Genomic DNA, 12,839 nt, shown 5'->3' on the forward strand with positions numbered 1-12,839 from the left:
AAGAAGCGTCAGACCTCGGAGCCAACTCCGCGTACGCCTGCGGTATGACATACGGGAGCGGCGCCTCCCCCGACCCGTAGGGGTCGGCGGGGGAGACGCCGCCGCGGCCCGCCCTGACCTGGGTCAGCGCTGCACGAACACGTAGTCCGCCTGGTAGGGCACCCCGACGATCGCGCCCGGGGTGCAGGAGCCGGCCGGGGCGACTCCGCCGACGGTGTTCAGCCGCAGGATCTCCGCGGTGCCGGCGAGCAGCCCGTGGCGCTTGCCCGACCGGGTGGCCTTGAGGTCGAGCTCGGGGATGTTGCCGTCGCCGTTGGCCGTCTTGCTGATCAGGGCCCCCGTGACCGCGCTGCCGTCCGGCGCGATCCACTGCGGGGTGCCGGAGTTGGGCTTGACGAAGGAGTGCCGGATGCCGGCGCCGAGCAGGGCGTCGACGTCCCGCTGGGCGAAGGCGTAGCCGCCGCCGTCGGCCGGCTTGCACTCGTAGATCTGCTTGCCCCTGACCACGGACGCCTGGAAGCTGTCCGCCACGTGGCGGAACGTGACGGCCGTGGTGACCTTGTGGAGCTGGCCGCGGACGGCGCCGCCCGGGAACCGGGCGGTGTGCAGGTTGGCGTAGAAGGAACCGGGGTCGGTCGTGAGCTTCTTGAGCAGGGCCGCGTCGTTCACCTTCACGGTGCCGGTGACGGTGTGGCCCTCGGCCTTCTCCAGCAGCTTGCCGAAGTCGACCTTGACGCCGCCGTTGGTGCCCTTGGCGCCCTGGTGGATGTGGAGCGAGGTCGGCCTGCCCGTGTGGCGCCAGGTCACGGCGACGGACACCTTGTCGCCCTGGACCTTGATGAACTCGAGCGCGGCACCGTCCTTGTCCCCGACGGCGGGCCCGCCCGCGACGGGCACCTCGTTGGCTCCCCGCAGAGCGGCGGCGAGGATGGTCACGTCCTTGCCGGTGTGGCCCGCGGTGGCGTGGGCCGGGATCACCGCGGCGGCGATGCCCGTGGCGGCGGCCACGGCGACCGCCGCGACGGTCAGGCTCTTACGGCGTGCCGAGAACGTCCCGTTCATACCCATGATTCTGTTTTCTCCCCGTATTTCAGCCGACGCCCCCTGCGTCGGCTTCCGGGCATGAGTACGGAAAGAATCTTGAATTGGACTCAGTCCAGATATATGACCTGCGTCACTCGTCTGTCGCTCCGGTGGACGCGCGTGGAGCGACAGGCAGGCCGAGAGCGAGGATCAACCCGCCCGATGCACCACCGCGTCGCACAGCTCGATCAGCGACGCCTTGGCGTCGCACTCCGGCAGCGGGGCCAGCGCGGACCGCGCCTCCTCCACGTACCGCACGGTGTCGCGGCGGGCCTGCTCAAGGGCGGGGTGCACGCGGAGCGCGGTCAGCGCCTCGGCGTGCCGGGCATCGTCGCTGAGGTCGGAGTCCAGCAGCTCGCACAGTGCGATGTCCTCCGGCAGGCCGAGGCGGGCTGCCCGCTCTCGCAGCCGGAGCACGGGGAGCGTCGGGACGCCCTCGCGCAGGTCGGTCCCCGGGGTCTTGCCGGACTCGCGCGAGTCGGAGGCGATGTCCAGGACGTCGTCCGCGAGCTGGAAGGCGACACCGAGCCGCTCGCCGTACTGGGTGAGCACGTCGACGACGGTCTCGTCGGCGCCGGACATCATCGCGCCGAACCGGCACGACACGGCCACCAGGGAGCCCGTCTTGCCGCCGAGCACGTCCAGATAGTGCTCGACCGGATCGCGACCGTCCGAGGGGCCCGCGGTCTCCAGGATCTGCCCGGTGACGAGTCGTTCGAACGCGAGGGCCTGCACCCGGACCGCCTCGGGACCGAGGTCGGCGAGGATCTGGGAGGCGCGGGCGAAGAGGAAGTCGCCGGTGAGGACCGCGACCGAGTTGCCCCAGCGCGTGTTGGCACTGTCCACACCGCGTCGCACGGACGCCTCGTCCATGACGTCGTCGTGGTAGAGCGTGGCCAGGTGGGTCAGCTCCACGACGACGGCCGACGGTACGACGCCCGGCGCGTACGGATCGCCGAACTGTGCCGCGAGCATCACGAGCAGCGGCCGGAACCGCTTCCCACCGGCCCGTACGAGGTGCTGCGCGGCCTCCGTGATGAACGGGACCTCGCTCTTGGTGGCTTCGAGCAAGCCTTCCTCGACAGCCGCCAATCCGGCCTGGACATCGGCCTCCAGAGCCTGGTCCCGCACGCTCAGCCCGAACGGCCCGACGACGGTCACGAGGGGTCTCCTGTCTGCAGGTGTCTGCTGGCGGTTACACGGTTTGTCGATAGGTCGCTGCCATCACTCAAGTCAGCGTATCCGGTCCTGTTTCGATCACCGATAGCGCCCACCGGTCCAGCCCGGGCGGTATCGGATCACGGCCGAAATATTTTTGATCATGCGATAAGGGCATACATCTGTTGACTTAACAGCTTCTTGCCCGTTTTGTCGCGAACTGAGTAGTGAGTGGAGTAATCCTTTTGCGCCACGGTCGGCGAATCCCCTAAATCCCTCATGTCCAGTTTGATACACTTCGCCACTTCGTGAGTTGGGTCACGTGCGCCTCCGGACCCCGCCTGCCGCACCGCACCCGATTCCCCCTTGCCGTATCGGCCAGTTGAGGGTTGGCAACCGCAAAGGATCAAGCACCCCATATCCCGAAGATCAAGGTCAACTGGCACTTTATGCGAATCCGACACTTGTTTCGGACATGTGCTCTCGCATAGCTTCCGGGCCAGTCAGGCGAACGCCGAATCCTGCCGCGCCTGACACAACCCATCGACGAACTCATTCGTACGGCAGGAGCGGGGGACCCAGGTAAGCCGCCGGACCGGACAGCACTCGCCACACCGGAACGGCTAGGGGTGAAGTCGTGCCTCCCCCCAGGGGCACGGCCGGGCACCTCCCCGCCCGAACCCGACAGCTCACCTCGCAGGCGACGGAGAGGACTTCCCCCATGTCTGCTGCCGCTCAGTCCCGCCGCGCCCGCACCGGCCGCCTCGTCCGCAAGCTCGCTGCCATCGGCACCGGTGCCACCGTGCTCGCCCTTCCGCTCGTCGGCGCTGCCAGCGCCTCCGCGGCCACCCCCACGGCCACCACGCCGTCCACCACGCTGGCCGGGTACCCGAACAACCTCGACGGGTGGATCCGCGAGTCGCTCGCGATCATGGCCGAGAAGAAGATCCCGGGCTCGTACAACGGCATCTACCGCAACATCATCCGCGAGTCGTCGGGCAACCCGAAGGCCATCAACCTCTGGGACTCCAACGCCGCCAAGGGCATCCCGTCCAAGGGCCTGCTCCAGGTCATCGACCCGACGTTCAACTCCTACCACGTGGCCGGAACGTCGTTCGACATCTACGACCCGGTCGCGAACATCACGGCCGCCTGCAACTACGCGGCCGCGCGCTACGGGTCGATGGACAACGTCTTCGGCGCCTACTGACCGGCACCGGCGACACGCCCTACTGATATCCCGGTCAGTCGGTCGGGAAGAGTCTTTCGAGGACGACGGCGACGCCGTCGTCCTCGTTCGACATGGTGATCTCATCGGCGACGGCCTTGAGTTCGGGGTGGGCGTCGGCCATGGCGACGCCTCGTCCGGCCCAGTCGAACATGGGGATGTCATTGGGCATGTCCCCGAAGGCGAGGGCCTGTCCGGCCTCGATCCCCAGGTGCTCGGCGGCCAGCGCCAGCCCCGTCGCCTTGGTGACACCGCTCGGCTGGAGCTCCACGGTCCCGGGTCCCGACATCGTGACCGTCGCCAGCGAGCCCACCGCCGAGCGCGCGATCGCCGCCAATTCGTCGTCGGACAGCGAGTGGTGGCGCAGCAGCACCTTGCTGATGGGCTCGCGCCACAGGTCGTCGCGCCGCCCGACCCGCACGGCGGGCAGGGTCGGGTGCGGCATCAGATACCCAGGTTCGATCAGCGTGAGCCCGTCCACGCCGTCCTGGTCGACGGCCGCGTAGACCTGCCCCACCTCCGCCTCGATCTTGCCGAGCGCGGTCTCGGCCAGTTCCCGGTCCAGCCGGACCGACCACAGCAGGCGGCCGGCGGCGGCGTCGTAGACCTGCGCACCCTGCCCGCACACCGCGAGCCCCGTGCAGCCGAGGCCGTCCAGCAGGGGCCGCACCCGGGGGGCCGGGCGGCCCGTCACGACCAGGTGCCGGGCACCGGCCCGGGCCACCCGCTCGAGCGCGGCGAGCGAGCGGTCGGAGACGGTGTCGTCGCCACGCAGCAGCGTCCCGTCCAGGTCGGTGGCGATCAGTGAAGGTGCGGGGGGTGCGGCCATGATCAGAGAATACGGACAGTGTGCCCCTCCGACTCACCGCGCTGTACCTGTACTTGTGTGCTGCCCGGCCCCAAGTGGTGTCCGCAGGCGCCTTGATGGCGGCCACGCATGTCAGTGGCGCACGCTAGGTTGCTGCCACTGCACTGACGGAGCGGGGGCGGGACCTGTGACAGACCGGCGGACATCGCCTTCGGCCTTCTCGGCACACCTTCTGGAAGCGGCGACCGGAATCCTGGAGCGCTTCCCCGGGGAGCTGAAGCCGGAGATCTACGCCCTCTCCTTCCGCATCTGGCGGGCGGACGACGACGACCGGCGTCCCTATGTGGCCATCGGCTACAACACCGAGACCCAGTACGAGCGGGAGAAACGCCACGGCGACCCCGGCGAGGCCCGCTGGAACTACGCGTGCTGGCTGCTGGACGGCTTCGAGACACTCGGGAACGTGCCGGAGGACCCGGCCGGTGCCCGGCTGTACGTGGCGGAGGCCGAGGACCTCGGGCTGTGGTTCCCGGACGGCGGCCCCGACGACGACGGCCCCGACGACGACGAGCGGGACACCCTACGCGAGCTGCTGTGGGAGCACTTCGCGGCTGCCTGCGTCGAGCTGGCCCGGCGGCTGCACGAGGAGGGCCGGATCGAGAAGCTCTTCGGCCGGCCGCTGCCCGTCGTGATCTTCGACATGTACCGCCCGGGCTGGGAGGTGGAGGCCACCGAGGCCGCCAACCCGCCCGGGCTGATCAAAGGGTTCCTGGAGTGGCAGCGGGCAGCCGAGGAGGAGTGATGCGGAGGACCCGGCCTCAGCCGTGCGCGGCCGCCAGATGCCGGGCCAGCCGTGGCGACGCGAACTCCGTGCCACAGACGAAGCGCATCACCGGGCCGTACGAGGACGCCGCCGGGAGGCCGGTGAAGTACAGGCCGGGCACGGAGGAGACGTACCCGGCGCCGAGCCTGGGCGCGCCCCGGCTCACCGCGAGCCGGGTGCGCAGCTCGTGCCCGAGGAAGTCCATGGCCGCGATGTCCACCCGGTATCCGGTGGCGGCGATGACGTGGTCCGCGGACAGCCGCTCGGTGCGGCCGCCATGGCCGCGGACGGTGAGGACCGGGCTGCCGTCCGGGGCCTCGGCGCCCACCACCCGCTCGATGTCATGGACCTGGACCTTGCCCTCGAAGCGGTCGCGCAGCCACCAGGCGCCGAGCGGGCCGAGGACCCGGCGGACCAGGTAGTGACGGGTCCGGGCGGGCAGGAAGCGATACGGGTGGGGGTAGTAGCTGAGCGCCCACAGGGACCAGGCGCGGCCGAACGGGGACTCGGGGCGCAGCCTCGGCTGGTCCCAGGGCGGAGCGCCGAAGGCGACCCGCCCGCGGCCGCGCGAGACCACGCGGACCTGGGCACCGGCCTCGGCCGCGAGGGCCGCCGTCTCCAGCGCGGACTGGCCGGCGCCGACGACGATCAGGTCCTTGCCGCCGAAGCGGGTGAGGTCGTGGTGCTGGGAGCTGTGGGAGACCGGGCCCGTGGGCGTCGGCCCGTCGGCAGCCGCCGGCGCCAGCTCCGCCGGCAGATGGGCGAGCCCGGACAGGCCGGTGGCGACCACGACCGCGCGCGCGGTGAACAACTCGCCGGAGTCCAGCTTGAGTTCGAACCCGCCGCTCTTGTCACGGTCGACGGAGACGACCCGAACCCGCTCCAGGTCGGGCAGCAGCTTCTGCTGGAACCACTCGCCGTAGGCGATGAAGGTCTCCACCGAGATGAGGTCCTCGTCGGTCACCAGCCGGCGGATGCCGGCGGCGTCGCAGTAGTCGGCGAGGGTGTGGCCTGGCTGCGGGCAGTCGAGATTGGAGGCGACGGGCGTCGACTTCAGCACCATGCCCTCGGGCATGTGGTCGCGCCAGCTGACCATGGGGTCGCCGAAGACGCGGACGGGGATGCCGCGCGCCCTCAGATGGGCGGCGGTGGACAGGCCGAACGGCCCGGCCCCGATGACTGCAACCGGTCGAATCACGAAGTCCCTCCCCAGGACGCGGTGCGCCACATTCGTGGCCTTGCCTACTTCGTGGTGGGCGTGGTGCTGCTGCCGCGGCGGTTGGTCCGCCACAGCTGATAGAGGTGCTTCGCGCCCGGGCGCACGAAGCGGGCGAGCATCGTGAGGAACGGCATCGGGTCGTCACCCGCGAGCCAGGCCAGCTCCGTCCCGCTCGCCTTCGCCGGCGCGTGCGGCGTCGTATAGCCACTGCGGCGGTAGGCGAGAAGGGCGGGCAGGTCGATGTTCTCCACGATGTAGCGGTGGCCGGCCCGCTGTTCCCCCTCCGGAACGGGGCGGCCGGTCAGGTTCAGATGCATCGCACGTACGACGTCCACGCCCGACTCGCTCTCGAAGAGCCGGAACTGGGCGCCCATGCGCGGGTTGAAGTCGAGGAGTTTGTACTGTCCGTCGCGCCGGTCGAAGCGCAGGTCGAGATCGATGATGCCGCTGAAGCCGATCTCTTTGATGAAACGTGCGGCGCGGTCCGCGAGTTCCGGGTTGTCGACGACGTACGCGTTCGCCGTCATGCCCGCGTGCGGCGGCCAGGAGCGGACCTTGACGCCGGTGAACAAGGTGAGCGGGCTGGAGTCGGCGTCGAAGCAGGCGTGCACGATCCAGTCCTCGGCCTCCTCCCTCGGCAGGTACTCCTGGAGGATCACGCCCGGCTGCTCGCCCCAGTCACGGGCGAGGGTGAGCAGGCCCTCGCGGGTGGCGATCCGCGTGGTGCCGTTGACGGCGGGCCGGCTGCGCCGTACGAACGCCTCGCGGTTCTTGGCCACCACCGGGAAGCGGGCCGTGTCGGCGAAGGCGACGACCTCGTCGTACGACTCCGGAAAGGCGGCCGACGGGCTCGCGATGCCGTGTTCCACGCACAGCTCGTGCAGGCCCTGCTTGCTGGCCAGCCGGCGCGGCAGTGCGGGGTCGACCCGCGGGAAGAGAAAGGAACCGGCCAGATCGTGCTGGTGCTCCGCGATCAGGACGGCCGCCTCTTCGTCCGTCGGAATCAGGACGGCCGGACGGCCGATCCTACGGCCGATGCGCAGCAGGCCCTCGACCAGGCGGCCCGGTTCCTCGGCGCCGGTAGTCGGCCAGACGAACGACCGTTTGAGATAACGCGACGCGGCCGCGGGGGTGTAGGGATCCTCGGTGATCGCGTACATGGGGACGCCCAGCCGGCCCAGGCTGCGAATCGCGCCGACGCCGCCATGGTGCAGCGGGTACTCGCCGAACTTGACGATCAGGCCCGGCACGTCACGGTCCATCTCAAAAGGCACGCTGACGGCGTTTCCGGCCACGGGTCCCCCCACGTGTCCCCCCTACGGACCGGACCCACCCCGTCCGTGTCCCCCAAAGGACGCTAAGCCGGAATTGCCGCCTCCCACAAGGCCTATTCGGACATTGCGAACTCTTTAGACACGGCCCGGGCAACCATCGAGGCACTGCCCAAGACAGGCGACTCAGCCGTAACGTGTGGCGCGACCACATGGAACGCATCGCCATGCATGGCGCGGATGAGAGTGAGGCAGTACCCCATGCCCCCCTTCGACGTCCCCGAGGGCGACCCCTTCGGTCCGCACAACCTTCCCTATGGCGTGTTCTCGCCCTCCGGCAGCACGGAGCGGAGGGTCGGCGTCCGGCTCGGTGACCACGTCCTCGACGCGGGCGCCGCGGCCGCCGTCCTGGGCTCGCCGTACGTCTCACTGCTCGCACAGCCCACCCTCACCCCTCTGCTGGCCGCCGGGCGCACGGCCTGGTCGGATGTGCGGCGCGCGCTGACGGCGTGGGTGACGGTGCCCTCACACCGGTCGGCGATCGAATCCCTGTTCCATCCCCTGTCGTCGGTGAACCTCCACCTGCCCTTCGAGGTGGCGGACTACGTCGACTTCTACGCCTCCGAGAACCACGCCCGGAACGTCGGCCAGATCTTCCGCCCGGACGCCGAGGACTCGCTGACCCCCAACTGGAAGCACCTGCCGATCGGTTACCACGGCCGCTCCGGCACGGTGCTCGTGTCGGGCACGGACGTCGTACGGCCGTCCGGGCAGCGCAAGGGCCCCGGTGACCCTGCCCCCGTCTTCGGCCCCTCCATCCGGCTGGACATCGAGGCCGAGGTCGGCTTCGTGGTGGGCGCACCCTCCGATCTGGGCCGTCCGGTCGAGCTCGGCGACTTCCGGGACCACGTCTTCGGACTGTGCCTGCTGAACGACTGGTCCGCGCGGGACATCCAGGCCTGGGAGTACGTCCCCCTGGGCCCGTTCCTCGGCAAGTCCTTCGCGACCTCGGTGTCGGCGTGGATCACCCCGCTGGAGGCGCTGGACCACGCGCGCGTGGCGCCCCCGGAGCGCACGTACCCGCTGCTGCCCTACCTGGACGACTCGGCACCGGGGATCGAGCCCGGCGGCTACGACCTGCGGATCTCCGTCGCGATCAACGGTCACACGGTGTCCGAGCCGCCGTTCTCCACCATGTACTGGACCGCCGCCCAACAGCTTGCCCACATGACGGTGAACGGGGCTTCGCTGCGCACCGGCGACCTCTACGGCTCGGGCACGGTGAGCGGCCCGGCGGAGGCGCAGCGCGGCTCACTGCTGGAGCTGACCTGGAACGGCCGGGACGCCCTCGAACTCCCCGACGGCAAGCGGACATTCCTGGAGGACGGGGATCTCGTGACGCTGTCGGCGTGGGCGCCGGGGCCGGACGGGGTCCGGGTCGGGCTGGGGGAGGTCAGCGGGCGGGTTGTCTCGGCGTGAGCGGCAGCTTGTGCCGGGCGGACCACCGCTTGTAGCAACTAGTTGACACAAGTCGCCCGGGCAACGCATCTTGTACTCACCGCTTGATACAAGCGGTGAGTACAAGTCATGCGACTCACGGGGGACCTGCCATGCCCGAACTCGACATCGCCACCGCGGCGACCGCGTCCCGCGCGCCGGTCGATCGCTACGCCCGCTGGACCGGCCTGCTCGTCGGGGCCCTCGCCGCAGGCTGGTTGACGCCCCTGGACGGCGGCGCCGGCATCCTCTACGCCATCCCGGCCTTCGGGCTGTGCGCGGTGGCAGGGGTACTGACGGGCGACGCGCTGACCACACCGGCCCGAGGCGCCGTCCGCATCGCCGGACTCGCACCACGCCGGGTCCGCGACCACATGCCGCCCCGCCTCACCTGGTTCCTGGTCGCCCTGGCCGGTGCGCTGCTGGTGCTGCTGGTCGTGGCGGGCGCGACGGCTTCCCCGGACGATCTGGGCCGGGCCGGCCGCACGCTCACCCTGACCTGCCGAGGTGTGACCGAGTCGCACGGCCCATGGCCGGGTTTCCGCTACGGCCTGCCGATGGTGGCCTCCCTGGCCGTCGCGACCGTCGCCTGCGGCTGGTCCCTGAGGCGGATCGCCACCCGGCCCGGCGACGAGCAGTCCCGCCGCGACCGAACCCTGGCCGTGGTCGCGGCCTGGGGCCTGGTGGTGTCCGCCCTGCTGGTGGGCGCGGCCTCCACGGCCGCCGCCTCACTGATGGGCGTGACCTGCGACGGGACCGCGGGGACCGTGGCCACCGCGGTGCTGTCGCCGCTGGCCGTGGCCGCGCTGGTCACCCTGTCATGGGCGCTGGTCACCGTGTGCTCACCACGGGCGTCCTGGCGGCGCACGGTCGACGGGGCGGCACGGCGGCGCGGCCAGCGTCGGCCCGCCTCGGGTGACCGCCGGTGAGCGGCGCCGCGGTACGGGTCGACACGGCCAGCCCTGTCCCGCCCTACGAGCAGATCCGCGCCCAGCTCGCCGCTCTGATCACCACCGGGCGCCTGCCGGAGGGCGAACGCCTGCCGACCGTACGGCAGCTGGCCGCCGACCTGGGCCTGGCGGCCGGCACGGTAGCCCGCGCCTACCGCGAACTGGAGGCCGCGTCCCTGATCCGGACCCGGCGGGGCGCGGGTACGCGGGTGGCTCCGCTGCCGCCCGGGGCACAACGACGCGAAACGGAACTCGTCGAAACGACCAGGGACTTCGTGGCGCGGGCACAAGCTCTGGGGTTCGGGCAGGACGAGGTGCTGGAGGCTGTGCGACGAGCGTGGCGGGAGTAGGCGGGGGGGAGGACGGCCGGGTCCGACGCCACGGGCAAGCCGGACTCGAAGCAGACGACCGGATCGACATCGACACCTGACTCATTCCGTCTCTCACCGTCATACTGGCGGGGACACGCACCGTGCGACGCGCCCCGGCGCGGCGCACCCGTACCACCTGACACCCGCACACCACTCCGATCAGGAACCGGAGCCCCGGCATGACGGTCTGCCTGCTCCTGCTGAGCGTCGTCGCCATGACGGCTGCCGTACCGGCGCCGCGCGCGCTGACCAGGGCCGCCTGGCCCGAGCGGGATCCCGTGGTCGCCCTGTGGGTGTGGCAGTGCCTGGTGGCCACCGTCCTGCTGTGCTGTCTGACCGCGCTGGTGCTGGGGGCGGCGGCCGTCTTCCACACCGTCCGCGACCATGTGTTCGCCCCCGCGCCGCCCGCCGTCACCGCCGCGTACGACCTCTCCGCCGCCCCGGTCTGGGCCGCCGCTCTCACCGTGCTGCTGGCCTGCGGGGCCGCCTGGACGACGGCGATGCTCGCGCGGGAACTCGCCGAGGTCCGCCGACGCCGTGGCCGGGCCCGGGCGCATCTGCGCGAACGCGCGCCCGACCTGCCCGCGGGACTGCCGGCGGCGCGCGGGCCGATGCTGGTGCTGGAGGACGAGTACCCGGACGCGTGGTGGATGCCCGGGCACCCGCCCCAGCTGGTCGTGACCACCGGGGCGTTGCACCGGCTCACCGACCACCAGCTGGACGCCGTCCTCACCCACGAGCGCGGCCACGCGCGCGCCCACCACGACTGGCTGCTCCATCTGTCCACCGCGCTCGCCACGGGCTTCCCGCGCATCCCGCTCTTCGCCCACTTCTGCGACCAGACACACCGGCTGGTCGAGCTGGCCGCCGACGACACGGCCTCCCGGCGCTGCGGCCACCTCACCACCGCCCTGGCCCTGATCGAGCTGAACCAGCACCGCGGTGTCCTGTCCTGCGCCTCCAGCCGCCGCCTCCTCGGCGAGCGCGTGGACCGCCTCCTGGAGCCCCCGCCGCGACTGCTCCGCCGGCACCGCGCGCTCACCACGACGGTGGCCGCGCTGGTGCCGTTGCTGCCATTGCTCATCACGTTCGCTCCGGGGCTGACGGCACTGTCCTGACCCCCACCCGGGGGCTACCGCCCCGGGTCGACCGAGTGGCAGATCTTCCCCACTCTCGGACAAAACCCCAGCTCAGAGCCGTATCCAACACACCCTCACCTGGCGCAACACTCCGGCAACACCCCATTCCCTACCCACTAGGTATGGTTCCAGCCATGCCACCCACCGACCGCCCCCGAGACCACGCCGGTCAGGGCGCCGCGACCACCGTCGCCGCCCACCGCACGCGTCGCCGGCTGCGTGCGGACCGGGCCCGGCAGCTCGCCGACCTCCTGCGCCACCAGCTCCTCACCGGCGCCTTCACGGACGGCACCCTCCCGCACGAGTCCACCCTCGCCAACGACTACCGCGCCTCCCGCAACACCGTCCGCCAAGCCCTGGACCTGCTCCGGGCGGAAGGCCTGGTGGAGCGGCTGCCCGGAGTCGGCACCGTCGTCGTCGCCCAGAAATACCCGCACGGGCTCGACGCTCTGATGGGCCTCGCGGAAACCCTCCGCGAACACGGCCGCGTCACCAACGAGGTCCGCACCATGGGCCCCGCCCCCGCACCCGCTCCGGTGGCCGAACGCCTCCGCGTGCCGGCCGACGCCGACGTCCTCTACATCGAACGCCTGCGCCGCCTGAACGGCCTCCCCCTCTCCCTCGACCTCACCTACATCCCGCTCGACATCGGCACCGCCCTGCTCGGCGCCGACCTGGAGAACACCGATGTTTTCCGTCTCCTGGAAGCCATCACCGGCCAGCACCTCGGCCACGCCGAGATCACCCTGGAGGCGGTGAACGCGGACGCCCACTCCGCCGCCGTGCTCCAGGCCCCGCGCGGCGCCGCCGTGCTGATGCTGGAACGCCTCACTCACCTCGCCGACGGCCGCCCCGTCGACCTGGAGTTCATCCGCTTCCGCGGCGACCGCATCACCATGAGCGGCCTCCTGCACCGCGCTGTGCAGCCCCCTCCCGCCACGTAGTCCCACCCACCCGCTGCCTGGCTCCCGCCCACCCGCCGCGCAGCTCCCGCCCCCTGTAACCCCTGCCTGACCCGATTCCTGGAGACAGTCATGCCCTTGGCGCCCCAGCGGGCCGACGTGCCCGTGACCATCGACGAGTCGAAGTGCATCGACGGCTGCACCCTCTGCGTGGACATGTGCCCGCTGGACTCCCTCGCCATCGACGAGAGCAACGGCAAGGCGTACATGCACGTCGACGAGTGCTGGTACTGCGGCCCGTGCGCGGCCCGCTGCCCCACCGGAGCCGTCACGGTCAACATGCCCTACCTGCTCCGCTGACCCTTCCGACCTGCTCCGGCGAGAGGCCGA

Annotated in this window: 13 protein-coding genes and 1 riboswitch; of the genes, 8 read left to right on the forward strand and 5 right to left on the reverse strand. The window is 71.1% G+C overall.

Features of this window, described 5'->3' with window-relative positions; translation table 11 throughout:
• Window positions 1-123: 123 nt before the first annotated feature.
• Both ACIRU3_RS02240 and ACIRU3_RS02245 read right to left on the reverse strand, forming a co-directional pair.
• Window positions 124-1,062, reverse strand: coding sequence for a CHRD domain-containing protein (locus tag ACIRU3_RS02240; protein ID WP_404050084.1), 939 nt, complete (start codon window positions 1,060-1,062; stop codon window positions 124-126).
• Between the two features lie 171 nt (window positions 1,063-1,233).
• Window positions 1,234-2,244, reverse strand: coding sequence for a polyprenyl synthetase family protein (locus ACIRU3_RS02245; RefSeq protein ID WP_404050086.1), 1,011 nt, complete (start codon window positions 2,242-2,244; stop codon window positions 1,234-1,236).
• Between the two features lie 499 nt (window positions 2,245-2,743).
• Window positions 2,744-2,957: riboswitch (cyclic di-AMP (ydaO/yuaA leader) on the forward strand.
• A 5-nt stretch (window positions 2,958-2,962) separates the two neighbouring features.
• On the opposite strand from ACIRU3_RS02245, the gene ACIRU3_RS02250 reads away from it, so the two are divergent.
• A complete protein-coding gene (locus tag ACIRU3_RS02250) occupies window positions 2,963-3,451 on the forward strand; it encodes a transglycosylase SLT domain-containing protein (protein WP_404050089.1) in 489 nt (162 codons plus the stop codon).
• A gap of 34 nt (window positions 3,452-3,485) precedes the next feature.
• Here the strand turns inward: ACIRU3_RS02250 and ACIRU3_RS02255 are convergent, their stop codons facing one another.
• Window positions 3,486-4,298: an HAD family hydrolase gene (locus tag ACIRU3_RS02255; RefSeq protein WP_404050092.1), complete on the reverse strand. Its 813-nt coding sequence runs from the start codon at window positions 4,296-4,298 to the stop codon at window positions 3,486-3,488.
• Window positions 4,299-4,464: 166 nt separating this feature from the next.
• Between ACIRU3_RS02255 and ACIRU3_RS02260 the strand changes: the two genes are divergently transcribed.
• Complete coding sequence (locus ACIRU3_RS02260) at window positions 4,465-5,079, forward strand: hypothetical protein (RefSeq protein ID WP_404050094.1); 615 nt, start codon at window positions 4,465-4,467, stop codon at window positions 5,077-5,079.
• Between the two features lie 16 nt (window positions 5,080-5,095).
• On the opposite strand, the gene ACIRU3_RS02265 is transcribed toward ACIRU3_RS02260, so the two are convergent.
• Together ACIRU3_RS02265 and ACIRU3_RS02270 are read right to left on the reverse strand one after the other, a co-directional pair.
• Window positions 5,096-6,298 carry an FAD-dependent oxidoreductase gene (locus ACIRU3_RS02265; RefSeq protein ID WP_404050097.1) on the reverse strand — a complete coding sequence of 401 codons (1,203 nt, stop codon included), beginning with the start codon at window positions 6,296-6,298 and terminating at the stop codon, window positions 5,096-5,098.
• Window positions 6,299-6,342: 44 nt separating this feature from the next.
• Window positions 6,343-7,581, reverse strand: coding sequence for an ATP-grasp domain-containing protein (locus ACIRU3_RS02270; RefSeq protein ID WP_404050100.1), 1,239 nt, complete (start codon window positions 7,579-7,581; stop codon window positions 6,343-6,345).
• 270 nt (window positions 7,582-7,851) lie between these two features.
• Here ACIRU3_RS02270 and fahA point away from each other — a divergent pair, with 270 nt between their 5' ends.
• The 6 genes from fahA to ACIRU3_RS02300 all read left to right on the forward strand — a co-directional run bounded on the left by fahA (window position 7,852) and on the right by ACIRU3_RS02300 (window position 12,809).
• Window positions 7,852-9,069, forward strand: coding sequence for a fumarylacetoacetase (gene fahA / locus ACIRU3_RS02275; protein ID WP_404050103.1), 1,218 nt, complete (start codon window positions 7,852-7,854; stop codon window positions 9,067-9,069).
• A gap of 131 nt (window positions 9,070-9,200) precedes the next feature.
• On the forward strand, window positions 9,201-10,016 hold the full coding sequence (locus ACIRU3_RS02280) for a hypothetical protein (protein ID WP_404050105.1): 816 nt from the start codon (window positions 9,201-9,203) through the stop codon (window positions 10,014-10,016).
• Entirely contained in the window at window positions 10,013-10,387 is a 375-nt protein-coding gene (locus ACIRU3_RS02285) for a GntR family transcriptional regulator (RefSeq protein WP_404050108.1), read from the forward strand. The genes ACIRU3_RS02280 and ACIRU3_RS02285 overlap by 4 nt, the downstream gene beginning before the upstream one ends.
• Before the next feature lie 200 nt (window positions 10,388-10,587).
• Window positions 10,588-11,526: a M56 family metallopeptidase gene (locus ACIRU3_RS02290; RefSeq protein WP_404050110.1), complete on the forward strand. Its 939-nt coding sequence runs from the start codon at window positions 10,588-10,590 to the stop codon at window positions 11,524-11,526.
• 155 nt (window positions 11,527-11,681) lie between these two features.
• Window positions 11,682-12,491 (forward strand): GntR family transcriptional regulator, encoded by an 810-nt coding sequence (locus ACIRU3_RS02295; protein WP_404050113.1) that lies wholly within the window; start codon window positions 11,682-11,684, stop codon window positions 12,489-12,491.
• Window positions 12,492-12,581: 90 nt separating this feature from the next.
• Entirely contained in the window at window positions 12,582-12,809 is a 228-nt protein-coding gene (locus ACIRU3_RS02300; RefSeq protein ID WP_010986276.1) for a ferredoxin family protein, read from the forward strand.
• Window positions 12,810-12,839: the final 30 nt, after the last annotated feature.

Source organism: Streptomyces sp. NPDC101151, from assembly GCF_044768335.1.
Lineage (GTDB): Bacteria > Actinomycetota > Actinomycetes > Streptomycetales > Streptomycetaceae > Streptomyces.